The organism is Nostoc sp., assembly GCF_036917315.1.
GTDB lineage: Bacteria > Cyanobacteriota > Cyanobacteriia > Cyanobacteriales > Nostocaceae > Nostoc.
This window is the reverse complement of the sequence record NZ_JBALDR010000016.1, coordinates 45,346-62,147: the sequence shown is the minus strand read 5'-3', so window position 1 is coordinate 62,147 and position 16,802 is coordinate 45,346. Positions and strand designations below refer to the sequence as shown.

The window sequence follows — 16,802 nt, the reverse complement described above, 5'->3', positions numbered from 1 at the left end:
CAAGCTAGAGCGAAGTATAAATCAGCATAAGTGCTTTGAAGTAATTAGAACTAAAGATAACTCAGATGTATAATTAGCGCGTCTCCTCCATAATCTTTATTAAAGATCGCGATTTAGGACTGGCAGACTTTCTATTTTTTACTTTAATTAAGGGGCTTATGTGGCAACAAGAAAAAAAAGATACTTTGATAGTCAGACTGTTATTATGGGTTGCCTTAGCTACAACCCCGATGGCAGCATCTCTGGTGGTATCAGCACCGATGCTGGCACAATCTACACCTGAAGCTACCTCTTCGCCACTGCCACAAACAGTGCGGAATGAACCGATAGTGCGGATTGACGGTTCCAGTAGCTTGAGTGCAATCAACCAAAGCCTGAAAGAAAGTTTTGAAAAACAGTTTGCCGATAAAAAGGTTGAAGTTGCTGCTAACGGCACTGAGAAAGCGCTGAAAGATTTGCTAGATGGCAAAATCGATATAGTCGCAATGGGGCGCGGGTTGACGCCAGCAGAAAAAGCTCAAGGACTAGAACAAGTTCGTTTGCAGCGTGAGAAGATTGCGATCGTGGTTGGTGCAGACAATCCTTTCAAAGGAAGCTTGACTAGTAGGCAATTCGCCCGGATTTTTCGGGGGCAAATTACAAATTGGTCGCAACTGGGAGGGCCTTCAGGGAAGATTCGATTAATCGATCGCCCAAACACGAGCGAAACTCGCAATACTTTTCGTACTTATCCAGCCTTCAAAACTGCTGAATTTGCTACAGGTGCTAATGCTACCCAAGTAACTGACGACAATACCGCAGAAATCATCAAACAACTGGGCAAAGACGGCATCAGCTATGTGTTAGCTAATCAGGTGTCGAAGTTGAAAGGTGTGCGAGTTCTGCAATTACATCAAGCCTTGCCAGCTGATGCCAGATATCCCTTCTCGCAACCTTTAGTTTACGTTTACAAAAAAGATCAGAGTTTAACCACAGTAGATTTTCTTGGCTTTACCCTAGCACCCGCAGGACAGCAGGCTATAGAAAAAGGTAGAGCTGCCGAAGCCGAGGCGATCGCAGCCAGTGTATTACAACCTGCTGTTGCAGCTTCATCCGGTGTCCAAACGACACCAGCGCCTACGCCTTCCCCCAATGCCACTAGTTCTGCATTTGCCGAACAGCCCTTTGTGGCTGCTCCTACACAAAGCGCTCCAATTGTAAATAAAGAAACACCATTGTGGTTGCTGCTACCTGTCTTTTTTATAACTGTGGGCGGCTCTGTACTATGGTGGATTCTGAAAAAACCCCCATTGCCCGCCGAGAGAATAGACAATTTACCAGAATCAAATCCTCATCCACCCAATGGAGAAACGGCGGCGCTCGATGCCAGCACAGTTTCCTCCCTGAATGGAACGACGCTGGAGGAGGAGGCAGTACCGCACTTTGAAGAGCAAGAAACCCCCGATCGCACTCCTTTCAACATCTACGCTCAAACAGAATCCGATCTGAACCAAAATGCTACTCAGGGGACAGGAAATTTAGTACAAGAGACAAGTAATGGCACTTCTAACCTCTATGAAGGCGCGACATCGGGCGTAGCGAATAACTCGGAAAATAACAACTTAGGAGCCGCAGCTTTAGGTGGTGCGGCTATAGCAACAGGCATCGGCACGGCTACTTGGTCTACCTTTAACAACAAAGAAACCGAACAAAATGCAATTGATGAGACAGTCGATCTAAACAATTATACGGAGACATACACTCCTGATTCTGATGAAGTTGCATGGGATATAGAAGCCCCGGCGGCTGTAGTAAATACTTCATATCCTTACCCAGGTAATATTCCAGAAGAAGTGTCTGATGTGGAACTGCCTTCATCTGAGGTGACAGCCCCACTCCCAGAATTACCAGATGTGCCACAAGCAACATCTGATTTTGGATATTGGGACACAGCAATTAGTGAAGATGAGGTAGATGATGAACTTCAGGCAGAATTGAACTGGCTAGAGAGTATCACCTCAACTGAAGATACAGCCTCAGTAGATGAATTGCCCTTAGCGGAGTCTAACGAAACGACAGCCGATGAAGAAGCATCAGCGACAGATACATCTTCACTGCTCGATTTACCGGAATTTCCAGAAGATGTATTGAGTAAAGATGCATTGAATGTGGTAGCGGACGCAGCCGAACCCACTTTAACTTTGCCAGATGAAGAACTTCCCCCCGAGCCGACTGTTGGGGAAGCTAACTCCACAGATTTGGCCGCAGCCGCAGCTTTAGCGGGCGCGGGAGTTGGCGCTTGGGCTAGCACTTTCGGAGCGGATGCTTCAAATGGGACGATGTCTACGACGGGCTATGCCTACGCAGTTGATGTAGATGAAGAAAGTAGTATTGTGCTCACACCACATACTTATACATCGGCTCATGTCTCTTGGGAGATTCCTCCAGCTAAGAAAGCAGAACTGTGGCAACAAGGCGGTACTCAATTGGTAGTGCGGCTGTATGATGTGACTGGTATTGATTTGAGTTATCAAAGTCCGCAGTTGGTGAAGCAGTATGAATGTGCAGAGACAGCACACGATCGCTTTGTAGAAATTCCCCAGGGCGATCGCGACTACATAGCTGAAATTGGCTATCTCGCTTATGGCGAACACTGGTTATTCATCGCCCGTTCTGCAATTGTTCGTGTCTTCAGTCTTGTGAATCCAGATCCGATAGTTGATGATGTGGCAATGGCAGCCGAAACAGCTATTGGTTTGGTAGATACTCAAGAAGAAAGCAGTATTGTCCTGACACCAGATACTGATGGATCGGCTCATGTCTCTTGGGAGATTTCCGAAGCTAAGAAAGCAGCACTGCGGCAACAAGGCGGCTCTCAATTGATCGTGCGGCTGTATGATGTGACTGGCATTGACTTGAGTTATCAAACTCCGCAGCTGGTAAAGCTGTATGAATCTGAGGAAACAGAAAACGAAGGATTGGTGGACATTCCCCAGGGCGATCGGGACTACATAGCTGAAATTGGCTATCTCGCTGATGGCGATCGCTGGTTATTCATCGCCCGTTCTGCAATTGTTCGTGTCTTCAATCCTGTGAATCCAGATCCGGTAGTTGATGATGTCGCAATCGCAGATAAAACAGATGTTGATTTGGTAGATGTCCAACAAGAGAGCAGTATTGTCCTCACACCCCGCACTTTCCAATGGGCTGAAATCTCTTGGGAGGTTTCCGAAGCCAAAAAAGCAGCACTGCGACAACAGGGCGGCTCTCAATTGGTAGTGCGGCTATATGATGTGACTGGCATAGATTTGAGTTATCAAAATCCTCAGCTTGTCCAGCAGTACGAATGTGAAGAGACAGCACGCGATCGCTTTGTGGAAATTCCCATCAGCGATCGCGACTACATAGCTGAAGTTGGCTATGTCGCTGATGGCGGTCGCTGGTTATTCATTGCCCGTTCTGCGATCGTTCGTGTCTTTAGTCCAGTGCCTACAGAGTCGACAACAGATTCCACTGGTGAAAATGTACCATTAGTCAGCGAAACCGCTGTTGGCTGGGCAAATGTAGAAGCAGAAACTGCCCCAGAAGAGAGCAGTATTGTCCTCACACCCCGGACTCCCAAGTGGGCTTATGTCTCTTGGCACATCTCCAAAGCTCAGGCGGAAGCACTGCGACAACAAGGCGGTTCCCAATTAGTAGTGCGACTCTATGATGTCACCGGCATTGATTTGAGTTATCAAAGTCCCCAGCTTGTCCAGCAGTATGAATCTGAAGAAGTAGCACGCGATCGCTTTGTGGCGATTCCCGTAAGCGATCGCGATTACATGGTTGAAATTGGCTATATTGCTGATGGCGATGCCGAAGGCGGTAAACTACGTTGGTTACTTATAACTCGTTCCGCTAACGTCCGGGTATTCAGTCGTCCTTACGGAGATTTCTGGTTTGTGGCTGATGCTGAGTTAATTATTCACGGAGCCACTCAACCAAATACCAACGTAAACATTGGCGGACATGCCATCAAAGTTAAACCCGATGGTACTTTCCACCTACGTCTCCCCTTTTCAGATGGTTTAATGGACTATCTCATCACAGTAGCTGCTGATGGGGAATCCACAAGAACTATTCATAAAAAGTTCTCTCAGGAAACTTCCGAAAGCTAATATTACCCTGAGTTATCCCAATAAAAGCCCAAAGGCTTGTGTCGTCTTGTTCCCAGCCTCTAGGCTCTTAACCAGTCAGAGCAATGGCATTCCCCTCTAACCCGATTCTTCCTTTTAGGGAGTGGAGGAAGGGGGGATTTTATTATGCCAACTTTCGTTTTCATCCCTGTTAGCGGAAGTGATTATAATACGATTCCATTAAGGTTTTTTGATGAAAATTATAGATCGCAAAAATGTGAGAAATCATCACAAAGACACGATTCATCGCGTATTGTAGAGACGGCGATTCATCGCGTCTCTTGCTTGAGTTAGACATTTCCTAAATGCTAACGTCTACAAGGTGACACAGGATTTGGAGCGGTTTTTTTAACTATGAAGCATAGACACAAAGTAGCTTTTAGCTTAACATCGTTGATCGGTCTTAATTTAATCTCTAGCTTAGTCGCATTCGATCGGGCGATGGCTGCGCCAACGTCTCCGACGAACGCTGCGCCACCGAGAACCCCAGACAAAAGTGTAAATTGCGAAATTTTAGTTGTAGGTGGTGGACTTTCTGGTGTAGCCACAGCTTACGAGGGCTTGCTAGCAGGGCGAACAGTTTGTCTCACAGAAATTACTGACTGGCTGGGAGGACAAATTTCTGCTCAAGGGACATCTGCGTTAGATGAACGCCCAACTCAAAGAGCTTTGAAATTCTATTCTCGCGGCTACCTAGAATTGCGAAACCGCATTGGGCGGAAATACGGTAAGCTTAACCCTGGTGAATGCTGGGTAAGTGAATCGTGTTTTCTTCCCCACGATGCTCACACAATTTTGACCCAGATGCTTAAAGATGCCGAAAAGCAGGGCAAAGGGAAGTTGCAATGGTTTCCCAACACAGTTATTAAGGATTTGGAAATCGCTGCTGATGGCAAAATAATTAATAGTGCGATCGCAATTCAATCTCAACCACCAAAAGGCGCACCACCTCTCAACACTTTTACGTTATCTCAAAGTATTGAAGATGCCTATCGCTACGAAAACTCATCTCGGTTTACTAAAACGATTGTCCGTTTCATCCCCAAGCCAGCGAAAGAGGATGCTCCTAAATGGTATGTCGTAGACGCTAGCGAAACTGGAGAAATTATCGCCCTTGCTGATGTCCCTTACCGATTAGGCATTGATGCCCGTTCTTACCTAGAACCTTCTGCTTCTAGTGCCAATAATGACCCCTATTGCCCTCAAGGCTTTACCTACACCTTTGCAATGGAGGCCACTAAGGAACCGCAACCGCAGACAATGCCTGCATTTTATCCACAATATGCGCCATATTTCAGCTATGAATTAACGCGACTGGCTAACTTTGATTTAGTTTTTAGCTATCGGCGCATTTGGAGTCCAAACAAAGGAAAACCAGCAAAATTTGGCGGTGTAAGTTTTACTGCGGCTGCACCAGGGGATATCTCGATGCAAAACTGGACTTGGGGTAACGACTACCGCCCCGGAACCGGTCAGGATAATCTAATTTACACTCGTCAACAGCTACAAAGTACTGGACAGTTAGAACCAGGGGGTTGGATGGGAGGACTGCGGACAGAAGCCCTCCGCAGCGCTGAGGAAAATGCCTTATCTTTCTATTACTGGTTGGTAGCTGGCACTACGGATTCTCAACTAGGGGATGGTGTCAAGCAGCCGCAAACTAATAACCGCTTTGTTTCCGGTTTGAATTCACCAATGGGGACAATGCATGGTTTATCAAAATATCCCTATATGCGAGAAGGACGGCGGATTATTGGCCGCCCCAGTTGGGGACAAACCGGAGGTTTTGGTATCTGGGAAATTGATATTTCCCGCCGAGATTATAATGACGAGTATTATTCTAAGACTCTGCCAGCAGATATGTATCGTCGCTTACGAGCAGCAGTTGCAGGTTTAGAAGCAATATCAGTAATTGATGGTAAAGTTGCACCAGACAAAGCAATGCGACGAACTCGTTCTACCATCTTCCCCGATGCTGTAGGTATTGGTCACTACGCCATAGATTTCCATCCTTGCATGGTGAATAGTCCCCCACAAGCACCTGGTAACACAGAACGTCCAGGCGAAAGACGTGGCGCTGGTCAAGCTTATCCCTTTCAAATTGCTTTGAGAGCGATGATTCCCCAGAAAATTGATAATTTGCTCGTAGGTGGCAAAAGTATTGCGACTAGTCATATTGCCGCTGCTGCCTATCGGGTACACTCCTTTGAATGGTCGGCTGGCGCAGCTGCGGGAACTATTGCTAGTTTTGCACTTAAAAATGCGATCGCACCTTACCAACTAGTTGATGATTTACCTAAACAAGAGCCACAACTAGAAGCACTCAAACGGCTTTTGCAACAAAATGGCAACCCTACCGCCTTCCCAGATACATCTATTTTTAACGAAAACTGGGATAATTGGAAATAGATTGTCATTTGTCATTGGTCATTTGTCATTTGTCATTTGTCATTGGTCATATCAAGTCCGGTTAATCACTTCTGATTACCGAATCTGTGCAAAAATCATCTCAAAAGCCTCTTCCCCCAGCAAGAAGTGCGGTATAAATGATAAGTCTTTAGCCGGACACGATATCATTGGTCATTGGTTAAGGACAAAGGACAAATGACAACGGACAAATGACAACAGACAACTAAACAATGAATTAAACTAATTACTTGTAGTGTAGTTTTGTAAAATTATCTTGACCAATTGTTTTATGGTTATGACACTTTCAGCAGATGTTTACGGGATGTCCACAGCACCAACTATAGCTCCTGAACGGTCTAATCAAGTTATCCGTAAGACTTATCCGAATTACAAAGTGATTGTATTAAACGATGATTTTAATACATTCCAACACGTGTCTGAATGTTTGATGAAATATATTCCGGGAATGACTGGCGATCGCGCGTGGGATTTGACTAATCAGGTACACTATGAAGGTCAAGCGATCGTCTGGGTCGGGCCCCAAGAACCTGCGGAACTCTATCACCAGCAGCTGCGCCGAGCAGGTTTGACAATGGCACCTCTAGAAGCAGCTTAATTATTATGGGCAAACCCTCCGTAGATCCTCTCCGCACGGCTTCTCTACGAGACGCTACGCGAACACAAAAAGCTGCCAGACTGGTTTGGAATCACTCAACACACCTTTCTGGTCTTATCCCGATTTTAGAACGTCTTTGTCAGCAAGATGGCATCCAAACTGTGACGCCGGGAGTGATTGGGCGATCGAAGGGTCATTGTCCAAAAATGCAACTACGCGTCTCAGTACCCATTCGCGGCGGCTATAAAGTCATTGCACGGCAGGGGAAAACGGTACAAGAGGTCTTTATTTTAACGACTTTACCCCAAGATCGACTAGAAGCTGCATTAGCGATCGCTATGAGATGTTGACCGCATACTCCATGCCCAATCCCCAATCACTATTCCTCAACCCGATGGACTGCAAATTTGTGTAGCGGCAGACTAACAATACAAGAAAAAGTTAAGAAATATGACAGAGCTGTAGTTATTTTCAAAGTCATGACTACAGATTCCCAGCCGGGTAAAACTATTTTTTCGATGCCAAAAGCTACACAGTAAACTAGCCAGTAACTAAAGCTCATTCTAAACAGAATTCGCTCTGTTTCTTCCATCTCATTTGTTTGTTGCTTACTATTCCACAGTAACAACAGTCCAATAATGCAAGCGACAAAGGAAACAGCAACTACAGATTCGTGACAAAATATATTTAACGAATGCATTTGTGTTTATTCCCACATTTTTTCAGTTGAAACTCAGTCTAAAGGAATATTCCTTGCAGAGATACAAATTATTTACAAACCTCAATAGATTCAATACTGCTGAGTGAAAAATCTCACTTGCAACTCAGCACTCATAACTTCATTAACCTGCAAGACTAGTTGCCAAAATTGAAGCGTTTGCAACAATTGCTCCTTCATGTATAAGAAACGTTTAAGTATTTCCAAGAAATGTATAAGCAAGTGCTGGAAAGACTTAATACTTTGCAACAATTACTCCTCCATGTATAAGAAACGTTTAAGTATTTCCAAGAAATGTATAAGCAAGTGCTGGAAAGATTTAATACTTTGCAACAATTACTCCTCCATGTATAAGAAACGTTTAAATGATTGCAGCAATTGTTGCAATTAGCTTATGAGTTAATCTTAGTTAAAAAATCAAAATCTTTTAACTAAGATTAACTGCCTCATCCCCCAACCCCTTCACCCAAATCGGGAGCAGGGGAGCCAATTTCAAAGTCCCTCTTCCAAATTGGGCTACGGTGTACAGACAAGTTCCTTCTAATATCATGTCCGGTTAAAGACTTATCATTAAGACCGCAGAGGGGCAGAGGGGGAGAGGGGAGGGGTTTTGGGTTTTCTGCATAGATTTGGGAATTATAACTAACTCCCCCTTGCCAAGCTACGGTGTACACACAAGTCGGAAATAGTAGTCTGTATTGGAATAATTGACGAGTCCATTCTTTGTAGAGACGGCGATTTATCGCGTCTCTGTAACGTGTCAGTTTTTTAGACGCGATAAATCGCGTCTCTACATGAGAGGTTTCTGGCTTATCCCAAGCGTATTGGGATAAAACTGGTGACTTGTGTGTACACCGTAGCCAATGCATCGGGAGGATTAAGGGGGTAAATCCAGAGTTTGGGCTTCATTACCAAGATGTGTGTACACCGTAGCCCAATTTATAAGAGGAATTTAGGGTGAAGGCTTTTGATAAACATAATTTTGAGCTACTTTCCAATAGCGCGAGAACCGTTTCAAGTCAATATAGCCGTCATAGCCAAAAAATGGTTCTACCTCTAACACTTCCACTGCTATAGAACACTCCATTTGATTACAGATATCATCAAACCGGGGACTAGGACTATTGGCTGTGACAACTAAATTAGCATCATGTTCTTGAGCAAAAGCTAAAATTTCTTGTGCCACATTGCCACGGCGAATAACAACAGGTAACTCTAGCAAACATTCGTAGATAAAAGTCAGACGTTTAAGACTCAATTGCCATTCCTCTATCAAAGCCTCATCCCAAACCCAGATAGCTGGGGCATCAGGGTATTTTTGCAATGTGGGATTATTTGGACTGAGGCAATCTCCATGTACCCAAACAATTGGTTTATTCATTTTTTACCTTTCTTTCCCCGTTGCCAACTTTGGCTATTCGCTTGTTTGCTAAATTCACCTTTGGGAAAAAGTCGCTGTTCTAATTCTTCATAACTGCCTTCAAAATCACAATGACCATAGAGGGGACATTTCTGGCAATAAATGCCTTTAGTGTAGCGTTCTAAGTTTTCACGGTTGAAAAAATACGGTTTATGACTAAAGGTGCTAGCAACCCACTGCCATGACATATTATTACTAGCAGGATCTCCGTCTAAAAGGTGTTCGAGAAACCACTTAGCTCCAGCTTGCCAACGAATACGCCGCCAATGGACAATATAAGCAGCTAGCCACATTCGTGCGTGGTTATGTAGATAGCCAGTTTCTCTCAAATCACGACTGAAACTGTCAATGCAAACTCTGCCTGTAGTTCCTTCTCTAATATCTTGCGGCAATTCGGGTGCATATTCGCCCACAGTATAACCAGTTTTGTACTCTTCCTGGTCTTTCCAGATTTCATTCCCTAACTTTATATACAACCGTTGCCAATAGTCGCGCCAACCTAACTCGTTAATTAGTTTGGTAGCATCGTTTTGTTGCTGTACCCGTTCAAGGACATAATCTCGAATTTCTCGCAAACTCAAAACGCCATAGCGGATGTAAGGTGAAAGACGCGTGACTGCACCTGCGAAAAAATTACGTGTTTGGGCGTAGCTTACTGGGTCAATTTTTTCCAACGCGTTTTGTGCTGCTTTGCGTCCCCCTAGAGTTTCACTGATGTGGTCATCGCGTTCTGCTGCACCTGGGAATTGTTCGCGCAGGTAGGCTACCAACTCATCGCGGTTGGTAAATTCGCGTTGCATATCTTTAGGCATTTGAACTTTGAAAAGTAAGAATAGATAAACAAAAATACTTGTAGGTTAAGTCATTATTATCGCGCTTAAATATAAGCGATCGCTCTCACTCTCATGAGAGAACTTAGGCAAAGATGAATGAGTGCATCGCATTGATGCCTATTTTCTCCAGCTTATCAGTAAGTAAAGCTAAGATATCAGATAAATCTGTCACTTTTCAAAACGATGAGTCTGTGCATCAATCCTAACTGCCAAAATACTGACAACCCTGATAATCTACTACGCTGTCAAAGCTGTGGCTCTGAATTGCTATTAGAAGGACGCTATCGGGTAACTCATTTACTGAGTGATAAAGGTGGCTACGGTGACATTTATGAAGTTAGAGATCGCAGTGATATAGCCAAAGTTTTAAAAGTTCTTAAGGAAGAGAAGAAAAATGATGCTAAGGCTGTAGAACAATTCCAGCGTGAAGCTGAGGTTTTAAGTAAGCTTAATCATCCAGGTGTTCCACAAGGGGAAGAATATTTCACATTTTTTCCTATAAATATTCAACAGCCAGTGCATTGTTTAGTAATGGAGAAAATTGAGGGAGAAAATTTACATGAGTGGCTACAAAAAAGAGGCAATCGCCCCATTAGTGAAAAGCTTGCAGTTGATTGGTTAAACCAACTGGTAAACACATTGCATGAAGTACATCAACAGCAGTTGATTCATCGAGATATTAAACCATCTAACATCATGCTTCAACCGAATGGGCAACTGGTGTTAATCGACTTTGGTATCGCAAGAGGAATTAGTAAAACATACGAACAAAAAAAATTGGCTGGACAGGTTACGAGAGCGGTTAGTGATGGTTACTCGCCTTTAGAGCAAGCAACTGGAAGTGCCATTCAGCAGTCAGATTTCTTTGCCTTGGGTCGTACTTTTGTCCATCTTATAACAGGAATACATCCTTTTGACCTGTGCGATCAATATAACCATGATATATACACAGATGAGTTAGAGGATTGGCGACAGAAAGCCCCTAAAATATCTGCTTCGCTAGCAGATTTGATAGATAAATTGATTGCACGTCCAATTAATAAGCGTCCAGCCGATACCCAGGTAATTTTACAAAAGTTAGCAGAAATTTCTGAGACTTTATATCCTCTCAAGTTATATCAGTCGAAGTCATATAACCAGATATCTACAATCAATAAACCAAGGATTGTTCTAGAATATACTCTTGGAAGTTGGTACTTTGGTCACTCTGGCTGGATTAATTCAATAGCCATTAGCCCAGATGGACAGACTTTAATTAGTGCCAGTAATGACATGACAATTAAAGTGTGGAACCTTAATAATGGAGATGAAAGTTTTACTATTACTCTAGTTCAAAACGTAGTTAGATGTCTGGCAATTAGTCCAGATGGACATACTTTATTTAGTGGTAGTAGTAAAGGTATAATACAAGCATGGAATATAACTACAGGCGAAGAAATTCATACTTTTACAGAGGATTCGTACCAAGTTTTTGCTCTAGTTATTAGTCCAGATGGTCAAACCTTGTTCAGCAGCAGTAGTGATATTAAGGTATGGAATCTAAATAATAACGATTTAGTTCGTACTCTTAACATACATTCAGGTCCAGTATTTACAATAGCAATTAGTCCAGATGGGAAAACCCTTGTTAGCGGTAGTGAAAACAAAAGTATTAAGATATGGTCAATTTGTACTCTTACTGGGCATTTAGGTGCTGTCAATTCTGTAGCAATCAGTCCAGATGGAAATACTATGGTTAGCGGCAGCAATGACAGAACTATTAAGATATGGAATATGAACTCAAAAGAAGAAAGTTTTACTCTTACTGGGCATTTAGATGCTGTCAATTCTGTGGCAATAAGTCCAGATGGAAATACTGTGGTTAGTGGTAGTAGTGACGAAAAGATTAAACTTTGGAATTTAAGCACTGGTGAAGAAATTTATACTCTCACTGGGCATTCAGATGCTGTTACATCTTTGGTATTTAGCCCAGACGGACAAACCTTGGTTAGCGGTAGTCGGGACTCCACAATCAAAGTGTGGCGAATACAATAGCTTCAAACTAAAAACACAGCCCTATTTATGCCAATCTGAACACTGCCGAGAAATTCATCACACAAGTAAATAAGATTGCTTGCTCAATATATGTACAATTCTAAAGCGATATTCACGATGAGCTACGCTTACACAATCTCTCACACCCCATCATGAGCAACATTCCCCAAGTCGGACAACCAGCGCCAGATTTCTCTACCCCTGACCAAAATGGCAATTCAGTCACTCTCGACGACTTCAGCAGTCAGTGGGTTGTCCTCTACTTCTACCCCAAAGATGATACACCCGGCTGTACCACCGAAGCGAAAGATTTCACCGAGTTGTATCAAGACTTCAGCGAACTGGGAGCGAAAATCTTAGGTGTCAGTCCAGATTTGGGTAAATCCCATTGTAAATTTATCAGCAAACATAACTTGTCGATCGCCCTTTTAAGCGACCCAGGACATCTTTTAATCGAAGCCTACGGCGCTTGGCGATTGAAAAAATTTATGGGTAAAGAATATATGGGTGTTGCTCGGTCAACCTTTTTAATTTCACCTGATAAAATTATTGTCTATACTTGGCCCAACGTAAAAACCAAAGGTCACGCTCAAGCAGTTTTAACTAAATTACGAGAATTAGCAGCCACGTAAGGCGGCTGGATGCTAGAAACTGCTAGGGTGATAATTAAAGTCAGGAATAAACATGATTCAAGTCATCCAAGCCCAAAATGTTACTCTTGCCTACTTAAAGAAAAAATTTGCTCTCTATAAATCTGAAGATGAGCAATTTTTTACAGAGTGGTTTGACTATATCCCTGAAATTTCCGAGTTAGAAAAACAATATTTAGACAGAGTTAAAAATAACTATCTTAACGTGCTTGAAAATGCTCCTCTTTTAGAAGAAGCAGTAAAATTGGTAGTATTATCTCCGTTGCTAGATTTAGCTGGTTTTTATCGTTCTCCTTTTTATATTGCTACTGAAGAAAGTGTAGAAATTAGTGAAAATTTTATCATTGATAATGAAGTAACTACCGAAGATACTAAAGAAATTATTAAAGGAAAAATTGATGTCCTAGTTCTCCAAGATCGGCTATGGTTACTGATAATTGAATCTAAAAGGTCTAGTTTTTCCTTGGCAAAGGCGATTCCTCAAGCACTAACTTATATGCTGGCAAATCCTCAGCCTGAGCATCCTGCATATTCCTTGGTAATGAATGGAGAAGATTTCCAATTTATTAAGTTGATAAAACAAGATAAACCAATGTATGCTTTATCTGATAGATTCACTTTATATAGACGTGAGAATGAATTATATAAAGTTTTGAATATATTAAAAAAAATAGGTCAAGTTTTAAATTAATTATCTGCGATCTTTATATCTAGTCGTATGTCAAATTTAAATTAATAGGTAAGCAAATTTTTAGTAATGGTGGTGATTTTATTTTTCTGAAACTTACCAAAAAGAATCAGCCAAAGTATGCTATATCTGACCAATTTACACTTTTGAAACGAGAAAGTGAACTGTATCAGGTTCTAAGTGTATTAAAAAATTTGAGTCAAAGTTTAAGTTAATAATTATGTCTATTCGTCCTATTTACCTTGATTGTCACGCTACTACACCCGTAGATGAACGGGTACTAGCAGCAATGCTTCCCTACTTCACAGAGAAATTTGGCAACCCAGCAAGTATTAGTCATGTTTATGGTTGGGAAGCAGAAGCTGCTGTGAAGCAAACGCGAGAAATTTTAGCAGGAGCAATCAACGCCACGCCAGAAGAAATTGTTTTTACCAGTGGTGCAACAGAAGCAAATAATTTAGCGATAAAAGGTGTTGCTGAAGCTTATTTTAAAAAAGGTCAGCATATTATTACTGTTGCCACTGAACATAGTGCAGTAATTGACCCTTGTAATTATTTAAAAAGTCTCGGTTTTGAAATTACTATTCTCCCTGTCCAAAAAGATGGATTGATTGATTTAACTGAGTTAAAAAAAGCTTTCCGCCCTGAAACGATTTTAGTCTCGGTGATGGCTGCAAATAACGAAATTGGTGTGTTACAGCCTTTAGCAGAAATTGGGGAAATGTGCCACGATCGCCAAATCTCATTTCACACCGATGCTGCCCAAGCTATTGGTAAAATTCCTTTAGATGTGCAAGCGATGAAAATTGACTTGATGTCTTTAACAGCACATAAAGTATATGGGCCCAAAGGCATTGGAGCGCTCTACGTCCGCAGACGCGATCCTAGAGTACAACTGGCTCCCCAGCAGCACGGCGGCGGACATGAGCGGGGGATGCGTTCTGGTACATTGTATACACCGCAAATTGTCGGCTTTGGGAAAGCTGTAGAAATCGCTTTGACTGAACAAGAGACAGAAACCCAACGTCTCACCCAATTAAGACAAAGATTGTGGGAACAGCTTTCGCAAGTTGAAGGAATTCATCTCAACGGACATCTTCAACAGCGATTAGCGGGAAACTTGAGTATTAGTGTTGAGGGAGTGGATGGAGCCGCACTTTTGCTAGGATTGCAGCCAGTAATGGCAGTATCTTCTGGTTCTGCTTGCTCGTCAACAAGTACTGCACCTTCCCATGTTCTCACAGCATTGGGGCACCCCCAACAGCTAGCTTATGCCTCGATAAGGTTTGGCATTGGCAGGTTTAATACAGAAGAGGAGATTGATATTGTAGCGAAACATGCGATCGCTACCATTCAAAGTTTACAAAATAAACGGTAAGCATGAAAACCAGCAATGCCTCTTTTTTGGATAATCACTTTTTTATAAATGGATATTATCTGTGCGACTGCCCATATCAAAAACATTAAATTCAATCCCGTCTAACTTCAGTCTCAAAGCCTCTAACAAAAGATTTACTCTTTCTTCGATAAAGATGGTTAGGGCGTGTTCAGGAAGTGCATCGGCTCTTGACCATTCGAGGATAATTGTAGGTATAAGATGAGAGTGTAGCACTGTCTCTAAACCAGGCTCGTCATATTCCTTGAGATAATCTAATGGATTTTTATCGCTAATTTTCAAATTAGTTATTTGAGACAGATAGGCAATATTCATCAAGCTGTCACATTCTATTTGACTAGCAATACCACTCTGTTTAATAAAGTTAACTGGAAATATATGGTGCAAGTTAGGCTTATCTGTTAGCAAATAATAAACATCAGACAAAATATCTCTATGAGGTTTTGCCCAATCTTACGGCTTGTGGTTTGCATAAAGTGATAGTATTGCTCTGGATAAGCGACCTCTATAACTGTAAAAAGATTTTCTTAGAGAATTCTTATCAATATCAAATTTATTGAATGAGGAAGTACTATTAGCCTTTTGTTGATTAACAAAGTATATATGTTCCCAGAGGTGAGTAGTGTTTGTTAGTAAGTCTGCATTATGAAAACTATAATACCAAAAATATTTATTTAAAAAACTATAATCTGGTTTATCATTCCGATAAAAGTATGCTGTAATAGTCAGGTATAAATATCGGTAAGGAATTAATCTTCCACCCTTAATATGCAAAATATTATCAAAGAAATCAAAAGTTTTAGCAACGGCTATTTTAAAATTAGACCATACAGCTTCAATATGCTCTGTTTTTAGCTTATTAAGATACATATCAGTAATATTTTGTATCCCAGCTTCGGGAAATTCAAGTTTTACTACTACAGCTAGCATCTGGAGCAATGTCCAATTATCGATACTGGCATATTGACTACTAGAAATAGTTTTTTTAAATTTATCAAATAATTCACGAAGATAGAACCCAGAGATATTATTTGTCTTATTTTCAGAACGAAAAGTCTTAGCAACCACAATATCAAAGATATCCAAGGGTTTACCAGCTTGATTAATCCGCTCAAATATTTGACAAACTTCCGCAACTTCAATACCTCTCAACTCAATGAAAGAAATTTTATAACTATATAAGACTTCTCTAATCCTTCTCAATTGTTGCATATAGGGATTTTCAAAGTCACCGTATCCATTTTTATGAAGATTTCTTTCTATTTCCCCAGGATTTTTAAGAATATCTATTAAACTGACAATTAGTTTATCTTGATAACGGTTTTTTCTCCCAGTATTTGCTGTAAGCTTACCATCTCTATCATCGATTTCGTCCCAAAACAAAAACCTTTTTGCATAGCTTGTGTCATCAGTCGCATCAGTAAGTTTAATAGTCAAGTCTATATATAGTGTTGGATCAAAGTTTTCGTTATTAGCAATTTTACCCTTGCCCCCATGTATTGATGTTAATAGAGAAGTTGTTCTTTGTTGTCCATCTAAAATGTATTGGTATTCATTCGAGTGAAAATTATCAGCAAACTTTATACCACCTATTTCTCTATGACTTTCTAGCTTGGTATTAGTTTTCCAAATTAAAATACTTCCTAAAGGGTAAAACTTATAGATACTATCCCAAAGTTTTTTAACATTCTCTTTCTCCCAGACAACATCTCTTTGAAAGGTTGGAATTTGATATTTATTTGATAGAAGATTTTCCAAATAGAGAGCAATACTCTGATCATCCGCCTTAATGCGTTCAGTAGATGTAAACATTGAATTAACCTTATCTAAGTTTGAGTAAATATCAAGATTGGTGTATGAATTTAACTTGGTTTAGTAAAA

13 protein-coding genes are annotated in these 16,802 nt (G+C 41.5%); 8 read left to right on the top strand and 5 right to left on the bottom strand.

What is annotated here, in order from left to right:
* The first annotated feature begins 158 nt into the window (after positions 1-158).
* The 4 genes from V7K84_RS09255 to V7K84_RS09240 all read left to right on the top strand — a co-directional run bounded on the left by V7K84_RS09255 (position 159) and on the right by V7K84_RS09240 (position 7,532).
* Positions 159-4,139 carry a DUF4912 domain-containing protein gene (locus V7K84_RS09255; RefSeq protein ID WP_334837505.1) on the top strand — a complete coding sequence of 1,327 codons (3,981 nt, stop codon included), beginning with the start codon at positions 159-161 and terminating at the stop codon, positions 4,137-4,139.
* Positions 4,140-4,511: 372 nt separating this feature from the next.
* Positions 4,512-6,566: an FAD-dependent oxidoreductase gene (locus V7K84_RS09250; RefSeq protein WP_334837504.1), complete on the top strand. Its 2,055-nt coding sequence runs from the start codon at positions 4,512-4,514 to the stop codon at positions 6,564-6,566.
* A 289-nt stretch (positions 6,567-6,855) separates the two neighbouring features.
* Entirely contained in the window at positions 6,856-7,182 is a 327-nt protein-coding gene (gene clpS / locus V7K84_RS09245; RefSeq protein WP_322673636.1) for an ATP-dependent Clp protease adapter ClpS, read from the top strand.
* Between the two features lie 5 nt (positions 7,183-7,187).
* The gene (locus V7K84_RS09240) at positions 7,188-7,532 is read left to right on the top strand and encodes a DUF2103 domain-containing protein (RefSeq protein WP_334837502.1); all 345 of its coding nucleotides are present in this window, start codon (positions 7,188-7,190) and stop codon (positions 7,530-7,532) included.
* A 29-nt stretch (positions 7,533-7,561) separates the two neighbouring features.
* On the opposite strand, the gene V7K84_RS09235 is transcribed toward V7K84_RS09240, so the two are convergent.
* The 3 genes from V7K84_RS09235 to V7K84_RS09225 form a co-directional block, all read right to left on the bottom strand.
* Entirely contained in the window at positions 7,562-7,882 is a 321-nt protein-coding gene (locus tag V7K84_RS09235; protein ID WP_094348335.1) for a hypothetical protein, read from the bottom strand.
* 970 nt (positions 7,883-8,852) lie between these two features.
* Positions 8,853-9,281, bottom strand: coding sequence for a hypothetical protein (locus V7K84_RS09230; protein ID WP_334837500.1), 429 nt, complete (start codon positions 9,279-9,281; stop codon positions 8,853-8,855).
* Positions 9,278-10,132: an FAD-binding domain-containing protein gene (locus V7K84_RS09225; RefSeq protein ID WP_334837498.1), complete on the bottom strand. Its 855-nt coding sequence runs from the start codon at positions 10,130-10,132 to the stop codon at positions 9,278-9,280. Before V7K84_RS09225 ends, V7K84_RS09230 begins: the two co-directional genes overlap by 4 nt.
* A 204-nt stretch (positions 10,133-10,336) precedes the next feature.
* Between V7K84_RS09225 and V7K84_RS09220 the strand changes: the two genes are divergently transcribed.
* The 4 genes from V7K84_RS09220 (at position 10,337) to V7K84_RS09205 (ending at position 14,903) form a co-directional block, all read left to right on the top strand.
* Positions 10,337-12,187, top strand: coding sequence for a serine/threonine-protein kinase (locus tag V7K84_RS09220; RefSeq protein WP_334837496.1), 1,851 nt, complete (start codon positions 10,337-10,339; stop codon positions 12,185-12,187).
* Between the two features lie 152 nt (positions 12,188-12,339).
* On the top strand, positions 12,340-12,819 hold the full coding sequence (gene bcp, locus V7K84_RS09215) for a thioredoxin-dependent thiol peroxidase (protein ID WP_334837495.1): 480 nt from the start codon (positions 12,340-12,342) through the stop codon (positions 12,817-12,819).
* Positions 12,820-12,871: 52 nt separating this feature from the next.
* The gene (locus V7K84_RS09210; RefSeq protein WP_334837493.1) at positions 12,872-13,528 is read left to right on the top strand and encodes a type I restriction endonuclease; all 657 of its coding nucleotides are present in this window, start codon (positions 12,872-12,874) and stop codon (positions 13,526-13,528) included.
* 217 nt (positions 13,529-13,745) lie between these two features.
* Complete coding sequence (locus V7K84_RS09205) at positions 13,746-14,903, top strand: cysteine desulfurase family protein (protein ID WP_334837491.1); 1,158 nt, start codon at positions 13,746-13,748, stop codon at positions 14,901-14,903.
* Between the two features lie 42 nt (positions 14,904-14,945).
* Here V7K84_RS09205 and V7K84_RS09200 read toward each other — a convergent pair whose 3' ends face one another.
* A complete protein-coding gene (locus V7K84_RS09200; protein WP_334837489.1) occupies positions 14,946-15,347 on the bottom strand; it encodes a hypothetical protein in 402 nt (133 codons plus the stop codon).
* Positions 15,348-15,374: 27 nt separating this feature from the next.
* Positions 15,375-16,733: a DUF262 domain-containing protein gene (locus V7K84_RS09195; protein WP_334837488.1), complete on the bottom strand. Its 1,359-nt coding sequence runs from the start codon at positions 16,731-16,733 to the stop codon at positions 15,375-15,377.
* Between the last annotated feature and the right edge of the window lie 69 nt (positions 16,734-16,802).